Source organism: Flavobacteriales bacterium (genome assembly GCA_016716605.1).
Taxonomy (GTDB): Bacteria; Bacteroidota; Bacteroidia; order Flavobacteriales_F; family PHOS-HE28; genus PHOS-HE28.
Map to the genome: position 1 here is coordinate 2228459 of JADJWA010000001.1, position 19245 is coordinate 2247703.

15 protein-coding genes are annotated in these 19245 nt (G+C 60.3%); 9 read left to right on the forward strand and 6 right to left on the reverse strand.

Features of this window, described 5'->3' with window-relative positions; translation table 11 throughout:
* The first annotated feature begins 39 nt into the window (after positions 1-39).
* A complete protein-coding gene (locus tag IPM12_08895) occupies positions 40-1398 on the forward strand; it encodes a PQQ-dependent sugar dehydrogenase (protein MBK9147916.1) in 1359 nt (452 codons plus the stop codon).
* A gap of 5 nt (positions 1399-1403) precedes the next feature.
* Here IPM12_08895 and IPM12_08900 read toward each other — a convergent pair whose 3' ends face one another.
* The gene (locus IPM12_08900) at positions 1404-3272 is read right to left on the reverse strand and encodes a tetratricopeptide repeat protein (GenBank protein MBK9147917.1); all 1869 of its coding nucleotides are present in this window, start codon (positions 3270-3272) and stop codon (positions 1404-1406) included.
* Between the two features lie 76 nt (positions 3273-3348).
* Between IPM12_08900 and IPM12_08905 the strand changes: the two genes are divergently transcribed.
* The 4 genes from IPM12_08905 to IPM12_08920 all read left to right on the forward strand — a co-directional run bounded on the left by IPM12_08905 (position 3349) and on the right by IPM12_08920 (position 7331).
* The gene (locus IPM12_08905; GenBank protein ID MBK9147918.1) at positions 3349-4014 is read left to right on the forward strand and encodes a hypothetical protein; all 666 of its coding nucleotides are present in this window, start codon (positions 3349-3351) and stop codon (positions 4012-4014) included.
* A gap of 45 nt (positions 4015-4059) precedes the next feature.
* The gene (locus tag IPM12_08910) at positions 4060-4563 is read left to right on the forward strand and encodes a GNAT family N-acetyltransferase (protein MBK9147919.1); all 504 of its coding nucleotides are present in this window, start codon (positions 4060-4062) and stop codon (positions 4561-4563) included.
* A gap of 57 nt (positions 4564-4620) precedes the next feature.
* On the forward strand, positions 4621-6027 hold the full coding sequence (locus tag IPM12_08915) for a right-handed parallel beta-helix repeat-containing protein (protein ID MBK9147920.1): 1407 nt from the start codon (positions 4621-4623) through the stop codon (positions 6025-6027).
* Positions 6028-6101: 74 nt separating this feature from the next.
* Complete coding sequence (locus IPM12_08920) at positions 6102-7331, forward strand: hypothetical protein (GenBank protein MBK9147921.1); 1230 nt, start codon at positions 6102-6104, stop codon at positions 7329-7331.
* A gap of 17 nt (positions 7332-7348) precedes the next feature.
* On the opposite strand, the gene IPM12_08925 is transcribed toward IPM12_08920, so the two are convergent.
* The 3 genes from IPM12_08925 to IPM12_08935 are packed head-to-tail and all read right to left on the reverse strand — an operon-like array spanning position 7349 to position 10637.
* The gene (locus tag IPM12_08925; protein MBK9147922.1) at positions 7349-8032 is read right to left on the reverse strand and encodes an ATP-binding cassette domain-containing protein; all 684 of its coding nucleotides are present in this window, start codon (positions 8030-8032) and stop codon (positions 7349-7351) included.
* Positions 8016-8993, reverse strand: a complete 978-nt coding sequence (locus IPM12_08930) for a hypothetical protein (protein MBK9147923.1) — start codon at positions 8991-8993, stop codon at positions 8016-8018. The genes IPM12_08925 and IPM12_08930 overlap by 17 nt, the downstream gene beginning before the upstream one ends.
* Positions 8994-9032: 39 nt before the next feature.
* Complete coding sequence (locus IPM12_08935) at positions 9033-10637, reverse strand: T9SS type A sorting domain-containing protein (protein MBK9147924.1); 1605 nt, start codon at positions 10635-10637, stop codon at positions 9033-9035.
* 122 nt (positions 10638-10759) lie between these two features.
* Between IPM12_08935 and paaZ the strand changes: the two genes are divergently transcribed.
* The 4 genes from paaZ to IPM12_08955 all read left to right on the forward strand — a co-directional run bounded on the left by paaZ (position 10760) and on the right by IPM12_08955 (position 18482).
* Complete coding sequence (paaZ, locus tag IPM12_08940) at positions 10760-12853, forward strand: phenylacetic acid degradation bifunctional protein PaaZ (GenBank protein ID MBK9147925.1); 2094 nt, start codon at positions 10760-10762, stop codon at positions 12851-12853.
* 148 nt (positions 12854-13001) lie between these two features.
* Complete coding sequence (locus IPM12_08945; GenBank protein MBK9147926.1) at positions 13002-13727, forward strand: phospholipase D family protein; 726 nt, start codon at positions 13002-13004, stop codon at positions 13725-13727.
* Positions 13728-13921: 194 nt separating this feature from the next.
* Positions 13922-17239, forward strand: coding sequence for an EVE domain-containing protein (locus tag IPM12_08950; protein MBK9147927.1), 3318 nt, complete (start codon positions 13922-13924; stop codon positions 17237-17239).
* Positions 17229-18482: a restriction endonuclease gene (locus IPM12_08955; GenBank protein ID MBK9147928.1), complete on the forward strand. Its 1254-nt coding sequence runs from the start codon at positions 17229-17231 to the stop codon at positions 18480-18482. The genes IPM12_08950 and IPM12_08955 overlap by 11 nt, the downstream gene beginning before the upstream one ends.
* A gap of 103 nt (positions 18483-18585) precedes the next feature.
* Here the strand turns inward: IPM12_08955 and IPM12_08960 are convergent, their stop codons facing one another.
* A complete protein-coding gene (locus IPM12_08960; protein MBK9147929.1) occupies positions 18586-18948 on the reverse strand; it encodes a nucleotide pyrophosphohydrolase in 363 nt (120 codons plus the stop codon).
* Positions 18945-19238 (reverse strand): hypothetical protein, encoded by a 294-nt coding sequence (locus tag IPM12_08965; protein ID MBK9147930.1) that lies wholly within the window; start codon positions 19236-19238, stop codon positions 18945-18947. The genes IPM12_08960 and IPM12_08965 overlap by 4 nt, the downstream gene beginning before the upstream one ends.
* Between the last annotated feature and the right edge of the window lie 7 nt (positions 19239-19245).

Genomic DNA, 19245 nt, shown 5'->3' on the forward strand with positions numbered 1-19245 from the left:
CGGCTCCGATTCTGTGCACGTCACCATGCTGATCGGTACATGAAAATGGACATTCGGAAGCACCTGCTCATCGTCATCACGCTCTTACCTGGGACGTCCTCCAGCGCTCAGCTCACCTACACCCTTGGCAGCACTACGCTCCTCATCGACGAAGTGGTGGACAGCAGCCGCGTGAACATCCCCTGGGAGATCCTCTGGGGGCCGGATGACCGTTTGTGGATGACCGATGGCCCCTTGATCACTCGCTGGGATCCGGTGACGGATGTATTGGATACGCTGCACGATCGCGGGTACGGCAACGGCTTGGGCATGGCCCTTCATCCCGATTTCCCGAACACGCCGATCATCATGGCCGTGTTCGATACGGCACAGTACTATGGCGGGAACCTTCAGTGCGAGGTCTCGCGCTTCACCTACGATGCCTTCAACGACACCATCGTGGAGGAAGAGGTGCTCTTCACGTACTACCATGCAGGCGAGCATGCTGGTGGGCGAGTGCTCTTCGACACCACCGGCAATGTGCTGGTGACCACCGCGGACTATTGGCTCAATGGTCCCGACACGCTGTTCTCACCCGTTGGCAAGACCCTGCGCTTCGCAACGGATGGCAGTGTGCCGCCCGATAACCCGCGCGCGGATCACACCTGGACCTGGGGGCATCGCAATCCGCAAGGGCTCGCCATGCTGCCCAATGGCGCGGTAGTGAATACGGAGCATGGCCAGACGTGGGAGGGCAACGAGATCAATCTTCTTCAGATCAACCAGGACCACGGCTATCCTTTCTACGATGGCACCGTTTGCATGCTGGTGCCCGACACCTGTAACTCGCCAACGTACACCTACACGCGGCCCATCGCCACCTACACCCATCCGCCATCGGGCTGTGAGTTCTACACCAGCGACGCCATTCCCGAGATGCAGGACAAGCTGATCACCTGCATCCTCTGGCACCGGGGCCTCATGCTCTTCGGTTTCAACCCCGAGCTGGACACCGTGCTCACGCAGGAGTACCTGCAAGGCGGCGCATTCGATGCGCTGTGGCGGATCCGTGACATCGCGATCAGGCCCGATGGCAGTTTCTACCTGATCACCAACGACCGGCAGGATGCGCGGATCCGATGGGTGCGCCCTGACGATGCGACCAACGCTGCTGAAGCCGCGCCGGGTAATGATGGCCTGCGCGCATGGCCCAATCCCATGACCGACCGCTTGACGGTCTCGGTCCTTGACGCAGCAGCGGATGCGCAGGTGGAATTGCTTGATGCATTGGGGCGGAATGCCGGCTTGGTGCCCTCGCGCATGGGCGACCGCTTCGTCTTCGATGTGGGAGCGCTCTCTTCCGGTGCTTACGCGATTCGGCTTGGCGACGGCCGTTGCGAACGGGTGATCAAGCATTGAATGCGTCAAAGAGGCGCAGGCGATCCGGGCAATTCTCCAGTGCGGTCACTTCCGTCCCTTCGGCGCGCGAAGAACATCGCCATTTCGCCCTTGCTCTTGACCGCCACGCGGCCTCGCGGCGAGAATGAGAGGCCCGGTTCATCCTTGAGGTGCTTGAAGGTGGCCTCGCTGATGTTCACTTCGCCCACGGCGCCGGCCGATTCCATGTGCGCCGCGGTGTTCACCGTATCGCCCCAGATGTCGTACTGGAACTTGCTGTCGCCCACGATGCCGGCCACCACGGGGCCGGTGTGGATGCCCGCGCGCATGGTGAAGCAGGGAAGTCCCTTGCTCGTTTGCTCTTGGGCGCGCGCCTTCAGCCAGTCCTGCATATCAAGCGCGGCCAGCACCGTATCGCGCGCACTGTAACGGCGTGGCTCGGGAAGGCCGCCGGCGCACATGTAGGCATCGCCGATGGTCTTGATCTTCTCGAGGCCGCGCTTTGCCGCTATGCCATCGAAGGCGCGGAAGCAGGCATCGATCTCGGCTACGAGCTCGTGCGCGCTGAGGCGCTCGCTCATGCGCGTGAAGTCGTGGAAATCGGTGAACAGGATCGTGACGTCCTCCACATCGCGCGCAGCTGCGCGGCCATTGGCCTTCAGCTCATCGGCGATCGGCTTGGGCAGGATGTTGAGCAGCAGGCCCTCGCTGCGGTCGCGCTCCTTCTGGATGATGCTGCGCGAACGCCGCATGTAGCGCAACCGGCTCCATAGCCCGCCCGCAAGCAGCAGCACGCCGATGGACCCGAAGAGGAAGATCCGCTTCTGGTCGCGCTCATGGCTCAAGCGTTGCTCTGCGGCGATGTCGGCCAGGCGCTTCTCTTCAAGGCGCTTCAGGCTATCGGCGAGCATGGCCTGGTCGAACTGATAGGTGAGTTCCAGGCGCATGAGCTCCTTGGCCCGATCGACGCCGCTGATGCTGTCGCGGATGGCGATGTAGCGCTTGTGCATCTGCAGGGCCCTGGGCGCGTCGCCCAGCGTTTCATAGGCCTGGTGCAGGCAGCTGTAGCACTGCTCCTGCATGGGAAGGTCAACCAGTTCAAGTGCCAGGTCCAAGGCCTTGAGGCAGTCGTTGATGGCCGCCCGGGTCTTCCCGGCATGGAGGCGCGCAACGCCGAGCATGGTCATGGCGTAGTTCCGAGCATGGTTCTGCCCGTCATCGCTCGGGAACAGCGCCAGGCTGGCTTCCAGGTAATGCTGCGCACTGTCGGCATTGCCCGCCTTGTCGTGGCACGCCCCGAGGTTCGAATAGCAGACCGGGATCCAGGCGCGCTGGCCGGCGAGCATGCGCATGGCCAGATGGCGCCTGTGGTAATACAGCGCGCTGTCGAATCGCTGGGTCTCCTCCATCGCCGATCCGAGGTTCCCGGTCACCGTGGCTTCTTCGGACCGGTTGCCCAGCCGTTGGTGGATGGCCAGGCTGCGCAGGTAATACTGCTTCGCGCGATCGTAGCTCTTGTCATAGAAGTGGATGGAGCCGATCGAGTTGTAGGCCACGGCGAGGCCGGCCTGGTCGTTCACGGCGTCATAGGCGCGCATGGCCCGCTGAAGCTCCTTGAGCGAACGGTTGAAATCGCCTTGCATCATGAAGACATGGCTGCGCTTCACCAGCACCTCCGCGATGGCCGAGCTGTCATTCAGCGCCTCGGCGATGCGCAGCGCTTCATCGGCCTGCTCACCTGCTTGCGCATACGCACCGGCTGAGAGGGCCTCGGTGCAGCTGTCCACGCATGCCCGCAGGTGGGTGCGGTCCTGCGCCCGGGCCTGGGTTGTTGCCAGGAACGCCAGTGAAATGCCGGTGATAACGGCGCTCCTCCATGCCCGTGGTAGCGGCATGGAGGCAAGATAGGCAGCGGTTTTCTTGCTGTTCTGGCCCGCGCTCCTAGCTTTCCGGTACCAAACCCGACTTGCCATGACCTCCAAAACGAAAATGTACAGTGCCGCCTGGCTCTACGGTTGTGCTCTCCTCGCTGCAGCATGCGGTGCAGCGCTCTTCTATTTCTTCGCGCCGAAGTACCCCTGTCCGGAATGCCCGGAGTGCCCAGAGCCCATCGCGGTGAAGTGGGTGGCTTGCTTCGATACCGATGACATGGAAGCGATGCTCGGCGCCACCGATGCCTGGGGCGCGCGCTTCTACCTTTCTGCCAGGGAGGGCGGCGGATTCTCCGCGCTGGCCGCTCCGATCAAGGAAACCGGCGAGCACCTGCCCGATGCGAGCGGCACTTTGCAGTTCCGGATGTTCAAAGGCCTCAGTGGTTCCGATGCGGATATGTACCTGCTCGACGAGACCGACTCCGAGCGGGCCGTGAAGGAGTGCGCCACCGCCGGGCGTGAGCCGTGGTCCTTGGATGTGATGTCGGATGTGCTGCGCGGCCTGCTCGCCGTAACGGATGCCGGTGGAATCGGCTTGGTTGACCGGCGAACCACCGATGCTGGCCGGAGCTTTGAGCTGGCGCCGGTCAGGATCTCTGACGACGCGGCCAGCATGGTGGGCGGCGTGGAGGACATCCTGGTCGGGTCTGCACCCTGCCCAATGCACTGTCCCAAGGATCCCGCGATGTACCTGCACCTGCGCTAGCAAGGCGCAGACCGGGAAATGCGGGCATGGCGCTAGTTTGGCGCCATGCCCGCTTTCGTGCTGAGGCCATTCCGGAGCGTTGACCTGGTGGCGCTCGTCAAGCAGGCCAACGATGCTTCCATCGCGGCTTTCCTGAGCGATGCCTTCCCGCACCCGTACACCGAGGAGCATGGCCGCGCATTCATTACGGAGTGCGAGCAACGCCTTCCTTTCCGACGAGCGATCGACATCAACGGCGAGGTGTGCGGAGCCATTGGCCTGCACCCTCGTCAGGATCTGTGGCAGCGCAACATGGAGATTGGCTTCTGGCTCGGGCGCGAGCACCGTGGCCATGGCATCATGGCCGAGGCCATCAAGCAGATGGTGGTGCTCGGCTTCGCGGAGTTCCCGGAGGTAACGCGGATCTTCGGCACCACCTTCGGGACCAACATCGCATCGCAGCGCACCTTGGAGAAGGCAGGCTTCAAGCTGGAAGCGAAGCTTGAAGGCACCTTGATCAAGAACGGCCGGGTGGAGGATGAGTGGATCTATGCGGTGCGGAGACGTTAGGGATAGCCGCAGAGACGCAGAGGCGGAGAGTCTGATGGCACGTCTATCTTCGGCATCATGAGAGACTTCTTGTGCTTGATGGCCAGTTGTGGTATCGCAGCGCAGGCTCTAGCTGCAACCTGGACCATCGGTCCCGGCCAGTCTTACACCATGCCGAGCCAGGTGAGCGCGCTGGTGAGCGACGGCGACACGGTGAACATCGAAGCGGGCATTTACCCAAGTGATGTGGCGCGCTGGCAAGCCGATGATCTGGTGCTGCGCGGTGTCGGTGGCTTCGCGCATCTGGAGAGCAATGGCCTGAGTTGGGGCGGCAAAGCGATCTGGGTGATACAAGGCGACAACTGCACGGTGGAGTGGATCGAGTTCAGCGAGTGCCAGGTGCCCGACCACAACGGCGCGGGCATTCGGCTGGAAGGATTGAACCTCACCGTACGCCATTGCTGGTTCCACCACAACGAGAACGGCATCCTCTGCGGTGAATATCACCCCAGTTCGGTGCGCATCGAATACAGCGAGTTCGGTCATCATGGCTTCGGCGATGGATACAGCCACAACCTCTACATCGGTCATGTGGATTCGCTCATCTTCCGATACAACTACAGCCACCACGCCGATGTGGGGCATGAGCTGAAGAGCCGCGCGTGGGTGAACGTGATCGAGTACAACCGCTTCAGCAACGAGGCCGATGGCACCGCCAGTCGCGAGATTGACCTTCCCAACGGCGGGCAGGCTTACCTCATCGGCAACGTGATCCAGCAAGGGCTACAGAGCCAGAACAGCAACATGGTCGGCTTCGGCATGGAAGGGCTGAGCAACCCCGGTCCGCACGAATTCTACGCGGTGAACAATACGCTCGTGAACGAGAAGGCCAACGGCAGCTTCTTCCAGATGCCGGCTGCGGTCTACTTCAAAGTGTACGGCAACATCCTGGCGGGTGGCGGCAGCTTCGTGAGCGCATGGCCCACGAGCATCGATACGCTTTCCAACCTGCGCACCACGAGCATCGCCTCGTTGGGTTTCGCCGATGCGGCGAACTACGACTATCACATCACGGCCTCTTCACCCGCGCATGCCATCGCATACCCTGCTGGGGTGGCCGCGAGTGGCTACCCGCTCGTGGCGTGGTACGAGTACGTGCATCCGGTGAATGGCACCTTGCGCTGCCAGCACGCCACGCTTGATGCAGGCGCCTTCGAGACTTGCACGACCGCATTGGACGAGATAGGAGAGGAGGGATGGTCGCTCTTCCCGAACCCCGCGACGGAGTGCATCATGTTGACCTTTCCGGGCACCGTGCATCACATTCAGCTTTGCGATGCGCTGGGGCGCGTGCTCCGTGAAATGCCGTTGAACGCAACGAGTCAACTGGTCATGGACGTGGGTGACGTGCCGAGCGGCGTGTACCTCGTCAAGGCGAGGGGGCCGAACGGTGTTGAGGTCGAGCGTCGTTTCGTGAAGTTCTGACGTCCGTGGGATGGGCCGTGGGTTCCGGTGCTCAACGCGCCTCGCCGCTTCCCAGGTCCCACTAGCTTCACCCCGTGCGATACAAACTCCTTCTTTCCGTCCTTCTCGTTGGTCCGATGCATGCCCAGCAGACCTCCGTGCTCTTCATCGGCAACAGCTACACCTATGTGAACGACCTGCCGAACACCTTGCGGCAATTGGCGCTCTCGTTGGATGATACGATGACGGTGGCCAGCTCCGCGCCGGGCGGATACACCCTGTTCCAGCACAGCACCTACGCGCCCACGCTCGAGGCCATTGAATCGCAGGACTGGGATTTCGTGGTGCTGCAGGAGCAGAGCCAGCTCGGCGCGCTGCCCTTCGATGCCACCACCACGGAACTCGGCGCCACGGCGTTGATCGATCGCATCAAGGACAATTACGAGTGCACCTGGCCGGTGTTCTACATGACGTGGGGGCGGCAGAACGGCGACGCGCAGAACTGCGCCAGCTTCCCCTTCATGTGCACTTACGATGGCATGCAGCAGGGATTGCGCACCAACTATGTTGCGCTGGCGGAATGGAATGATTCATACGCCGCGCCGGTGGGCGCTGCATGGAAAGTGGTGCGCGACACGCAGCCGGGCATCAACCTCTACGATGCCGATGGCAGCCACCCGTCACCGGCCGGCACCTACCTCGCTGCCTGCGTATTCTACTGCACGCTCTTCGAGGAGAGCTGCGTCGGGTCCGCTTTCAATGGGTCAATCGATGCCGCTACGGCGGCCATCCTGCGCGACATCGCCAGCACGGTGGTGCTGGGCGAACTGCCCACGTGGAACCTGGATTTCGAAGGGAGCACCAGCGCGTTGCTCGATGGATTCAGCAGCGGCTGGAACTGGATCACCTTGATCCACAACGGCGAGGGCGAGCACCTCTGGGTGTGCAGCGATGGGCAGAGCTCCACCGAGGCATCTCCCACTTTCGTCTTCAGCGAGAGCGACACCTACATCATCACGCACACCTACAATGATCCCTGCGGGAACAGCGATACCGTGACGCTCACCTTCAACATTGTCCTCGGCGTTGATGAGCTCGCAGCAGCCACCCAGACCAAGGTGTTCTCCGGCTTGCCCGGGGTGATTGAGATTCAGGGTGCGCGAGGAGGGGAGACGCTCACACTGTGCGATGCGCAAGGCAGTGCAGTGATGCAAGAGCGTTTGAGCGGCAACATTAATCGCATCGCCTGCGGTGCTGGCCTGCACCTCTGGCGCATCGACGATGGCCGAGGAGGGACGTGGAGCGGGAAGGTCTTGGTGGACTGAAGCCACTCTGACTCGGCTCACTGCCAACGTTCCATCGCAGCGCTCGTTCGTTTGTCGAGCTCAGCGAAGAGTGCTTCTTCCAAGCCATCCGTGGCATCGCGCTCGAACACGCGCGTGAAGCGGCCGTGCTGCAACAGGTGGATGCGATCGCACAGGGTGATCAAAGGCCCGAGCACATGCGAGGTGATGAGGATGGTGCGCCCGCTTTCCGCCAGCTTGCGCACAATGGCCTCCACCACACGCACCGAGGCCAGGTCCAGGCCGTTCATCGGCTCGTCCAATAGCAGCACCTCGCGGTCCAGGTGCAGCACACCGAGGATGGCCAGCTTGCGCCGCATGCCGGTGGAGTAGGTGGTGATGAGTTCATCCAAAGGCAGTTCCAGCAATTCGTTGAGCCCCGGTAGGTCCTTCGTGCTGCCACCGCGCATGAAGAGCTGTAAGTATTCACCACCGGTGATGCCCGGATGGAAGTAGCTCTCCGCTTCCTGGAAGGCCGTGTTCCAATGGCCCATGTCCGCGCCCTTCCATTGCACCTTGGCGGTCGCATTGCGACCGAAGCCATAGAGCGCGTTCAACAAGGTGGTCTTGCCCGCACCGTTCAGGCCCACGATGCCGTGTACACCGGGCGCCATCTCGTACGCCGGGATGTTCAGCACCGGCTTGTCGCCGTAGGCGCAATGCAGGTCAGCGATGGTGATCATGGAAATAGGTGTTCAGGTTCTCGCGGGCCTTGCGCACTTCGCCCAGCAGCATGATGAGCGGCACGAGCGATAGCCCGGGCAGGATGGCGAAGACGGCCGCGATGCCCACGTTGGCACCGTTGGCATCCAGCCGCTCGTTCGGGCGGTAGTTCGCGTACTTGAGCACCACGGCATAGGCCACGAGCACCAGCATGCCCAGTCCGAAGAGCAAGTGGATCCACCACCACTCCGGTTGGAAGAACATGGCGCCGGTGAGCACCGGAAGCTCCAGCAAGAGCATGATCCGCATCGCCCCGAGCACTTTGATGCGCAACATCTCGCGCGCATCGGCGGCCGTCACCAACAACATGCTGCGCGGTTCGCATTGCTCCTGTGCGCCGCAAGCCAACATTGCAAGAGCTCCCAGCAAGAACATCGGTAGCACCGGCAACCAGCAGAAGGCCAACGCGGCGATCCACAGCAACGGGCTCCATGGATAGGTGCTTTGCACCAGGCTGCGCCATTCGAACAAGCGCGGGGCTATCCACTTCCGCAGCCAGCCGCCGCGAACGCCAGATGCAGGCACCACGGGCAGCCATGGCAGAACGCATGCGACAAGCACAAGCGCTGCGAAGTTCCATGCACCGGCCAACAACAAAGCCAGCAACACGGGCAGCACCAAGGCGCCGTACTCCAGTGTCAACGCAAGCCGCGCTTTTGGCACATGCCGGTGCAGGAAGTGCAGATCGGCGCGACGCTGGTGCATGCCCCAGGCCATCAGCACGGCGCCACCGGCGATGTAGGGTGCGAGGGTAGGGTCATGCAGCGCCGCTTTGCGCAGCAACCATACGGCAGCACAGACCGAAAGCGCGAGCAGCACCACACCGTACGTTGGCATGGCCCGGCGCAATTGCATCCAGCGCAACCGAAGCAGTACGAAAGGGGAGGGCGCCTGCGCGATCACTGCGGCCAAGTTGGCCATTCGCTTGGGGTTGTCGAAAACAACTACACCAGCGGTCGGTCACTCCCTGGTGAACAGGGCGATCAAGTCGTTTACCCGCACGATGTACATGCCGCTTGGCAGTGCGTACACATCGAGCCAGTCGCGATCAACTATCCGCCGGATCATCACCGTACGACCGAGTTGATCGAGCACTTCAAGCGTTGTTGCTGAGGCGCCATTCGGAAGCGACACATAGAGCCGATCCGCAACAGGGTTCGGGTACACGCTGAAAGAGGTGCTGTTCGCTGAAGCAATAGACGTGGTCCCGCTGAACTCATATGCCCCTATGTCGCTCTGCGCCCCGAACGGACGTGGCAGTCCATCGTGATCCACAAGCGGCGCGTAGTTATCGTCCGCTGCGTCGATGGCGGTGCTGCTCGGGACCAGGTGCAGGTCGTAGCCCGCAGCATCCACGAAGTGCAGGTCGTAATTCGCACCGGACAACGTGAGGTTGCTCACCAGTGTGGTGCCGGTCACGGCATAGGTGTTGGCGATGTTGTTGGCCACCACGCAACCACTGCTGGCCTGGCCGATGTCGGTATCGTCGTTGATGCGAATCCACGAGGGGCCTGGCGTTGCGCTGGGCGTGGGGTCGATCACGGTGTTGTTGGCCACAGTGCAGTTGATGGCACCATAAAGCGAGATGCCGTGCCAGTGGTTCACGATCACCACGTTGTTCTCCACCACCCAATCGCTGAACGGCCCGTCGAAGCAGCCGATGCCTTGCAGCGGCCCCAGCAGCGGCTGGTTCGGATCATCGTAGTTGATGATGGTATTGCCGCGCAGCACCACACGGGTGAGCGGCGCGTCTGGCGTAGCGAAGGACTGAATGCCGTCGTCGTGGTTGGCATCGACGGCGTAGCAGTTCTTGATCAAGTTGCCCTCGAAGAGCAGATCGTTGCCGATGGCCCGCATGCCATCGCCGCTGAAGTTGATGATGCTGTTGCCGATGGCCTCCGTGCTGTCGCCGGTGACCATGACGCCGAAGTCGACGTTGGTGAAGGTGTTGTTCTGGATCAGGCCGTGGTGGCCGAAGTACCGGATGCCGCTGCTGGCGCGGGTCACCCAATCCTCGGCGCTCCACGCGGATGTATTGGCAGAGGTGTACACGTTGCAATCGCGCACCTCGATCTCGCGCACCGGGCCGTGCCAGTTGTGCGTTTCGAAGTGGATGAGGTGCGTAGCGTGGTAAGTACCATAAGGCTCCGGGCTGATGTGCAAGCCGATCAGTCGCCACCGCGCACCGGCCTGCAGCTGGAAGCGAGAAAGTATCGGCACCTGACCAGGTGCCGCCATGATGGTGATGGGCTCCGCGTTGAAGCCACCTCGGAAGAACGCCACGCCGTGCAAGCCATCGTAGAGCAGGAGCGTATCACCTGGCTGTACCGGTGCGCCTACGTTCTTGGGGTTCAACTGGCTCACACCCTCCATGTAGGGCAGTGGCAGGTAGCTGCGCGTCTCGATCAGGTTGGCATCGAGCACCTCCGCCAGCGTTGACCACGGCGATGCGAACGAGCCATCGTTCTGCATGGAGCCGATGATGGGGGAGATGTGGAAGATGGCGGCTTGGGACACGGCGCACACGAAGCTGGTGGCAAGGGCGGCGAAGAGGGAGCGCTTCATAGGTGAGCGAAGCTACCGCACTACAGGCTGATAGGCCATTCTCTTCTCCGTCCACTTGGGCGTGGTCCATCCGCGGCCATTGTTGGCCATACGGTGAGCGTGCAGGCAGTTACTTTGGCCACATGCAATTAGAGAACTACGCCAGCGGCCAATGGATCGCCGGCTCCGGCAAGCAAGCGGAACTCCTCGACGCCTCCACCGGCGAGCTCATCGCCACCACCTCCTCCGGCGGCCTCGACTTCGGCCACATGCTCCACTACGCCCGCACCGTCGGCGGACCTCCCCTGCGCAAGATGAGCTTCCCCGAGCGCGGCCGCATGCTGAAGGCCCTCGCCCAATACCTCTTCGACCGCAAGGACAAGTACTACGAGATCTCCTACCGCACCGGCGCCACCAAGGCCGATAGCTGGGTGGACATCGAGGGCGGCATCGGCAACCTCTTCGCCAATGCGAGTTTGCGCCGCGTGCTGGGCAACATGCCCTTCTACGTGGACGGCGACACCGTGAAGACCAGCAAGGGCGGCACCTTCATCGGTCACCACATCATGGTGCCCAAGGAGGGCGTGGCCGTACACATCAACGCGTTCAACTTCCCCATCTGGGGCATGCTGGAAAAGGTGGCCACGAACTGGATGGCCGGCGTGCCCGCCGTGGTGAAACCCGCCACCGTCACCAGCTACCTCACCGAGGCGATGGTGAAGGACATCGTCGCCAGCGGCATCGTACCCGAAGGCGCGATCCAACTCATCGTCGGTAGCGGCGAAGGCTTGCTCGACCATGTGATGAGCCAGGACGTAGTGACCTTCACCGGCAGCGCCACCACGGGCCGCATGCTGAAGAAGCACCCGCGCATCGTGGACGAGAGCGTGCCCTTCAACCTGGAGGCCGACAGCCTCAACGCCATCGTGCTCGGGCCCGACGCCACACCGGGCACCGAGGAGTTCGACCTCTTCATCAAGGAAGTGGGCAAGGAAATGACGCTGAAGTGCGGCCAGCGCTGCACCGGCGCGCGGCGCATCCTGGTGCCCGCCAACGTGCTGGAGGATGTGCAGATCGCCATCGGCAAGCGCCTGGGCGGCACCGTGATCGGTGATCCGCGTGCCAGCCTGCCGAACAGGCAGGTGGACGGTGGCGTGCCTGGCGGCAGCCAAGTGCGCATAACAATGGGCGCCCTTGCAAGCATAGGACAACGCAACGAGGTGAAGCGCGCGCTGGACGAACTGCTCAAAGGCTCGCAGATCGTCTACGGCAGCGCCGACAGCGTGGACGTGAAGGGCGCCGACGCCGCCAAGGGCGCCTTCATGAGCCCCATCCTGCTGCTCAACGCCGACCCTTGGAAGAACCAGCAGAGCCACAACGTGGAAGCCTTCGGTCCGGTGAGCACATTGATGCCCTACACCGACATCGACGATGCCGTGGCCCTCACCAAGCTCGGCAAGGGCAGCCTCTGCGCCAGCATCGCTACGTGCGATGAGAAGGTGGCGCAGCAATTCGTGTGGGGCGCCGCCAGCCACCACGGCCGCATGCTCATCCTGAACCGCGAGATGGCGAAGGAGAACACCGGCCACGGCAGCCCGCTGGCCACGCTGGTACACGGCGGCCCGGGTCGCGCGGGCGGCGGCGAGGAGATGGGCGGCAAGCGCGGCGTGATGCACTACCTGCAGCGCACCGCCATCCAGGGCCACCCCAGCATGATCACCGCCATCACCCAGCAATACCAGCAGGGCGCGCGGATGAACATCACGAAGAAGCACACCTTCCGCATGCACTTCGAGGAACTGCAGGTGGGCGATACCGTGATCACCGACATCCACCCCGTCACCTTGCAGGACATCGAGGACTTCGCCCACCTCAGCGGCGACAAGTTCTACGCGCACATGGACGCCAACAGCCTCGAAGGCACCATCTTCACGGGGCGCGTGGCGCACGGCTACTTCATCCTCAGCCGCGCCGCCGGCCTCTTCGTTGATCCGCCCAAAGGACCGGTGCTGCTGAACTATGGGCTGGATGAGTGCCGCTTCGTGAAGCCGGTGTACCCGGGCATGACGATCCAGGTGCGCTTCACGGTGAAGGAGAAGGTGGACCAGGAGAAGCGTACGCCGGAGGATGTGGCCAAGGGGATCGTGAAGTTCTTGGTGGATGTGTTTGATGAGACCGGGGAGACGGTGGCGATCGCGACGATCTTGACGATGGTGAAGAAGATCGATCAGAGTTAGGAGGTGTGGGCGTGCCGGCGCTCAAATGCAGCGCCGTCGGGCTTTCCCCTCCAAGTCCTCGGCCGGATTACCGGCCTCCGGGCTTTCCGGTACAATCCCTCACGCGACTGAGCACTAGGTTTGCTAAACACGACAACCAAACGGAACCATGGCAGAGTTTCTCGACACGCAAGGTGTTTCCTACTACCTGAAGAAGTTGATCAACAACGCAACCGACAAGTTGTACTTGATCAGCCCGTACTTGCAGTTGAACAACCAGCTGAAGTTGTCGCTGGAAGACCGACACAAGTTCTCCATCGACATCATCATCATCTACGGCAAGGTGAGTGACATCAACCCAGATGACAGTGGCTGGCTCCAATCCATGCCCGGGATCAAGCTCCTCTTCCACAAGGACCTACACGCCAAATGCTACTTCAATGAGAAGGAAGCCATCCTTACCTCGATGAACTTGTACATGTTCTCACAGCAGAACAACGTTGAGATGGGCATCTACATCTCGAGGGAGAAGGACGAGGAACTGTACAAGCAGGTCGCCGCAGAGGTTGATAGGATCAAACGCGGAAGCGAGCATCGCACCATTTCCGTGCAGAAGGTTGAACCCAAGAAGGTTGAAGCCCAAGTGCGACAAGCACCACCGCCATCTGCTCCGAGTGCGAATGGCAAGTACCACTCTGTAACGGCGCTCTCGAAGGAAATGGGGATCTCCAGCAAAGAACTGACCTCAAAGTTGGAAGCACTGCGCTGGATTGTCCGTTCGAATGACAGTTGGGAACTCACCTCGCTCGGAAAGGACAAAGGCGGTCAAATGCGCAAGGGCCAGTACGGCGATTTCATAGCCTGGCCTGAATCGCTGATCAAGGCAATCGTCTAAGAGGAGCGCTGGAGGTAAAGTTCCTGATGGCTGTGTCCCGAGGCTGCGGGCATGATGATTTTGACGATGGTGAAGAAGTTCCATCAGAGTTAGGTCACTTGCTTCTTGAAGTTTTGGGCATGCCGAGCTTAGTTAGAAGAAGTGATCAAGACAATTTGCAAACCAGTACAGAAGCTGAGTAGCACAGGAAGACCATGAAGCTGAACCGAAGTACAGCACCCCGGCTATTTCAAGAAGAATGTTTGGCGGTTTGGGTCTATAACCGGAAGGAAAGCGGGGCTATCACTGCAAGCTTGTCGGAGCTCCGTATTCTGCTGGCCAAGCTGACGTTCCGCAATGAGAACTGGTGGGGTATGAAGCTTCGTAATGCGGCCTCCGCTCTTGGTAATGGACCACCTTCAGGTAACGAGCGCAATTTGACAGAGATCCGCAAGGCGGAAGAGTTGCGCATGAGTGATCCTTCCAAGTCTATTGCCGAATGCATGGGCGCATTCAAGTTGCGCCCAATACGTGCGGAGTTCGCTACGCTTTTTGGAGATACAGTGCCTTATGAGCAGAATGTCGATCAAATAGTCCAAGACTATCGGTCAGAACCTTCCAACGGGTCATCCGATCGACTGTCAAAGCTCTTTGATCAATATGGCGCTTTTGTCAAGGGAAGTGAATATGATGAGATCTACAAATGGCAGATCGCCAAGACGGTACAGGACAACTGGGACCTGGACGCGCCGGATCTGGCGACGATGATCGACCGCAGCTTCAGTCACCGGCATCAGAACTTATGGAGCGGCCAGAATTTCCTGCCCAAGCGGATGCTGCTGGAATGGGCCAAAAGGGACTCTGCGGACTGCCGGTTGGCTCTGCGGCAGCTCATTCATGGAGAAGCTCCATTGGCGGACCGAATGCGCGGATTCGCAGAACATGCGAAAAGGAGCTTGATGGCAGCCCGTCCCGACAAAGAGCTCAGCACCTATCAGGATGTCCGCGCCATGTCGCTTTGGCTCGGCATGGTGCTGCCTGAGAAATTCTACCTGTACAAGGCGAGCACGGTGTCCGGGTTCATCCAGCGAACAGGTCATGCGCCATTGGCCAAGCCGGGCGACAAGTACACAAGCATCGATGCCTACTACGAGCTGTGTGAAGAAGTGCGCGCCTTGCTCCTCGCACGACCGGACATCGTCGAGACGCATCGTTCCATCCGCGATGATAGCTGTCACGCCGATACGGAGCATCACCTGCTGGTGCAGGACTTCATCTACTTCGTAGCCGAACGACCCGAACCTATCGAAGGCGAGCGCCCAGTGCATTACTGGCTCTTTGCTCCCGGCCCGAATGCGACCTATTGGAATGAGTTCCAAGAGAAGGGCATCATGGCACTGGGATGGGACGAGTTGGGCGACTTTGCGCAGTTTGCATCGGTCGCGGAAGTGGCGGATGAGCTCCGTAAACTCGATGGAACCACTGGCTCAAAGAAGAATGATGCGAACGCCGTCTTTGACCTCGTGAACACGATTGCAGTGGGCGATGTCATCATTGCAAAGCGCGGTCGTGAGGAGTATCTCGGGTACGGTATCGTTGATAGTGAACACTATTACGACGAGGGCCGAGCCGCTTACAAGAACTGTCGGCCAGTGAACTGGAAACATACCGGTTCATGGCCTGAAGTGGAGGGACCTATCGTGATGAAGACGCTGACGGATATCACGAAATATCCGGACTACGTGGCCCGTCTGACGGAACTGATCGGTATTGATGGAGCGACCGGATCACCAGTGGTTCGCGAGCCGAACTACTGGGTTTTCCAGGGTAATCCGAAGTATTACGATGCCGCTGGCGCGCTCCGGGCAGGAGCGGCAAAAAGTTGGACTGTAACGGCGCATCAAGGTAAAATCCGACCTGGTGACAAAGCGATCATCTGGGTAACTGGTCCACAGGCGGGGTGCTACGCGCTTGCTACGATCACTTCGGACGTAGTCGAAATGGCCATGGATGAGGCGGACCGTGTATTCGTCCTAGACCAAGCTCAGGTCTTGAAACAGAAACGTGCGAGGATCCGGGTTGAACATGAATTGAGCCAACGCCCAGTGGGTTGGACTGCCATTAAGGATCTGACGTCAATGGCGGACTTCAAAGGTGGCAATCAAGGCACGACGTTCACAGCCACCAAGGAGCAATATGATGCCATTCTTCAGATAGCGATACCCAACAACAGGACAATGAGAGATCCGCTGAACAAGATCCTCTATGGCCCTCCGGGCACGGGCAAGACATACAAACTGAAGGCGGAGTACTTCGGGCGTTATACGACCCATGTTGAAGCGCTGACCCGGGAACAGCGTCTCACCGAAATGGTGCAACCTCTTACTTGGTGGGAGGTGGTCGCGATGGTGCTCTTGGATCTCGGTCCATCGAAGACCAGTGCGATCATGGACCATGAGCTGCTCAGGACCAAGGCCGCACTGAGCAATAGCGCGAACGTACGCGCAACGGTGTGGGGTACCCTGCAGATGCACACGGTGACTGAGTGTGAATTGGTGAAGTACACCAACCGCCAAGAGCCGCTGGTCTTCAATAAGAAGGAGGATTCCATTTGGGAAGTACTGCCCGCGGAAGCGGATGCGCTCGTTCCGGAATTACGAGTACAACTAAAGCATACCAAGCAAAGCGACGCGCCGGGAGCCCATCAGATCAAACGTTACGAGTTCATCACCTTCCACCAAAGCTTCAGCTATGAGGATTTCATCGAGGGGATCAAACCAGGACTCAAGGGTGAGGAGTTCGCCTATGACATAGTACCTGGCGTGTTCAAGCAACTCTGTAGTCGCGCGGAGAAGGACCCTGCTAACGACTACGCCATCTTCATTGACGAGATAAACCGTGGCAATGTCTCGGCCATCTTCGGCGAGCTCATCTCATTGATCGAAGAGGACAAACGCGCGGGCATGCCGCACGCGCTTTCTGTCCTGCTGCCTTATTCGAAGAGGCCCTTCAGTGTGCCGCCCAACCTGCACATCATCGGTACCATGAATACCGCTGATCGCAGCGTGGAGGCACTCGATACTGCATTACGGCGCCGCTTCAGCTTCGAGGAATGTCCAGCTGATCACACCAAGCTCACGGGGCTGAACGTTGGTGAAGTAGCGCTCGACGTTCTCCTGCAGGTCATCAACGCCCGCATCGAGATGTTACTGGACCGCGACCACCACATCGGGCACAGCTATTTCATGAACTGGGCAGATGCGGACAAGGAGCAGAAACTGCGACAGGTGTTCAAGAACAACATCATCCCCCTGTTGAAGGAGTATTTCTATGGCGACCCGGTGAAGGTTGGAATGGTGCTCGGACCAGCCTTTGTGCAAGAACTCAACGGCAAGGAGAACCAAGTATGGTTCGCCAAAGGCTTCAAGGCTGGGGAGGATATCGAGCCCAAGCCACGCTATGCCTTCACCGACCCCACCGATGCAACGCTGGTGCCCCTAAAGGCGTTCCTCGATATCTGTGATGGGAAATAAGGTCATCACCGTTTTCGAGCACAGCCGGTTGAAGGTCGACGAGACCTACGGCACCGAAGAGGTATGCTTCACGGAGAAGCATTTCATTGCCTTGGTGCGATACAACGAGGCACATGGCAACCGCTTCTTTACAGTGGAGCATCGAAAGGTCAAGTTCAGCCAGCATGTCGGCGTGATCGCCGTGCCCGGCCTTACCATCGAGGTGCTACCCAAGCCCGATGGGGACGACGACAAAGCGAAATGGCAGCAGGCCCTCATTGCCATGCTCAAGGTTGCGCATGGCCTACCGTTGCATGAGGCGGGCCACGCCCAGCTGGCACTGCGGCATACCTCGGTATTGGAGTATTTCCTTCGGCTTTATGTGGAGGAGGTCCGGCGGTTGGTGCACCAGGGCCTGGTTAAACGCTACCGCCAGAAGGCTGGTGTGAGCAACGCGCTCAAAGGCCGACTGGACCTGCCACGCCATCTGCGCAACACGGTAGTGCACAAGGAGCGCTTCCACGTGATCCACCAGGCCTACGACACGGACCACCTGCTGCACGCCATCCTGAAAAAGGGCTTGGACGTAGTGGAGAATGTGACCCACGATCCCATCACCATGGGTCTTGCGCAGGATATGCTATGGGCCTTCGAGGATGTGGCCGACCGCCCCATCAATGGGCAGACTTTTGAGCGACTGTTCGTGGACCGCAAGACGAGAGGTTACACCGATGCCCTCCAGCTGGCAAAGCTGCTCCTGTTGAACTATGCCCCGGACATCAAGGGTGGCCGTGAGCACATCCTGAGCCTGCTGTTCGACATGAACAAGCTGTTTGAGGTGGTGGTGCTGAAGCTGCTAAAACGGGCTGCCAGCAACCGCCCGGAACTTTCCATCAAAGGCCAGAACAGCCGGGAGTTCTGGAACGGCCAACACATCCGGCCGGACATCATCATTGCGGAAGGCGAACAGATCAAGTGCATCATCGATACGAAGTGGAAACTGCCCAAGGACGACAAGCCAGCCGATTCTGACCTGAAACAGATGTATGCCTACAACCTCCAATTCGGTTCAGACACAAGCGTACTCCTTTACCCGGGTGATCCGTTTCGGAGCCTGCCCATGAAAGACTACACGCATGGAGCAAGAGTGCAGGTGCCGCACGGCTGCTCCATCCGGTTCATTCACCTGTTCGATGCGAAAGGTGGAATCCAGCTGAATGACCTGCACACACTACTAGGCAATCTGGTGCCGCTAACATATTGAAGGGTGCACCACTCTCTAAACCGGGCAAAAGGTGACCACCATCACCCGTGCTTGCGTGATTCACGAGTGTGCATTGCTCCCAAGGCCACCGACCAACGCTGCTTCACAACCGATCATACTTCGTCGCCACGCCCTTCGCCTTCTCCACGGGGTACTTGGCGGCGTTCTTCACCAGCTTCTGGCGCACGGCGGTTTCGAGGTCCACGCGCAGGTCGTGTGCGAGGTACCCTTCGACAGGCTCAGGGTAAAGTCGCAGGGTGGCAATGTCGGCCATCTCTTCGGCCAGTGCATCGCGGTGCTCGCTGGCCAGTGTGGGCAGGTCGGCATCCTTCGCCCATTGGGTGTGCTCCAAGGGTGCCTCGGCCAACCTCGAACGGATGGCACGAGCGGTGATCGTTCGGCCAGCCAAGGCGCGACGAGTGAGGATACTGGAGCGAAGTCTCCGATCGAGGAGCAACTGTTTCATCCCGCCATAGCGGGAGCCGGATGGCCGAACGAGGACGCTCGCCCGCAGGGTCGTCCCGACGCGTCGGGACGATGCCGCCGGAACGAGGTTGGCTGTGGCACCCCGCGCTCGGCAGCTTCGAGGGCAATGCTGGTGCTCAAGGTCCGCAGGTTGTGGAACTGCTCCCAATCGCGCTCCTTGCGGAAGGCCAGCAGTTCATCGCGCAGTTGGTCGGTGATCCGGCTTACAGCCACGGCAACCGCCACGGCGCCACCTTGATCATACCAGAACCCAACGCGCTCGCGTTCCATCTCAATT

Bases quoted from the DNA above. Each gene is read 5' to 3' on its own strand.
- IPM12_08895 (MBK9147916.1), top strand. From the start codon at position 40: ATGAAAATGGACATTCGGAAGCACCTGCTCATCGTCATCACGCTCTTA.
- IPM12_08900 (MBK9147917.1), bottom strand. From the start codon at position 3,272: ATGCCGCTACCACGGGCATGGAGGAGCGCCGTTATCACCGGCATTTCA.
- IPM12_08905 (MBK9147918.1), top strand. From the start codon at position 3,349: ATGACCTCCAAAACGAAAATGTACAGTGCCGCCTGGCTCTACGGTTGT.
- IPM12_08910 (MBK9147919.1), top strand. From the start codon at position 4,060: ATGCCCGCTTTCGTGCTGAGGCCATTCCGGAGCGTTGACCTGGTGGCG.
- IPM12_08915 (MBK9147920.1), top strand. From the start codon at position 4,621: ATGAGAGACTTCTTGTGCTTGATGGCCAGTTGTGGTATCGCAGCGCAG.
- IPM12_08925 (MBK9147922.1), bottom strand. From the start codon at position 8,032: ATGATCACCATCGCTGACCTGCATTGCGCCTACGGCGACAAGCCGGTG.
- IPM12_08930 (MBK9147923.1), bottom strand. From the start codon at position 8,993: ATGGCCAACTTGGCCGCAGTGATCGCGCAGGCGCCCTCCCCTTTCGTA.
- IPM12_08935 (MBK9147924.1), bottom strand. From the start codon at position 10,637: ATGAAGCGCTCCCTCTTCGCCGCCCTTGCCACCAGCTTCGTGTGCGCC.
- paaZ (MBK9147925.1), top strand. From the start codon at position 10,760: ATGCAATTAGAGAACTACGCCAGCGGCCAATGGATCGCCGGCTCCGGC.
- IPM12_08945 (MBK9147926.1), top strand. From the start codon at position 13,002: ATGGCAGAGTTTCTCGACACGCAAGGTGTTTCCTACTACCTGAAGAAG.
- IPM12_08950 (MBK9147927.1), top strand. From the start codon at position 13,922: ATGAAGCTGAACCGAAGTACAGCACCCCGGCTATTTCAAGAAGAATGT.
- IPM12_08955 (MBK9147928.1), top strand. From the start codon at position 17,229: ATGGGAAATAAGGTCATCACCGTTTTCGAGCACAGCCGGTTGAAGGTC.
- IPM12_08960 (MBK9147929.1), bottom strand. From the start codon at position 18,948: ATGAAACAGTTGCTCCTCGATCGGAGACTTCGCTCCAGTATCCTCACT.
- IPM12_08965 (MBK9147930.1), bottom strand. From the start codon at position 19,238: ATGGAACGCGAGCGCGTTGGGTTCTGGTATGATCAAGGTGGCGCCGTG.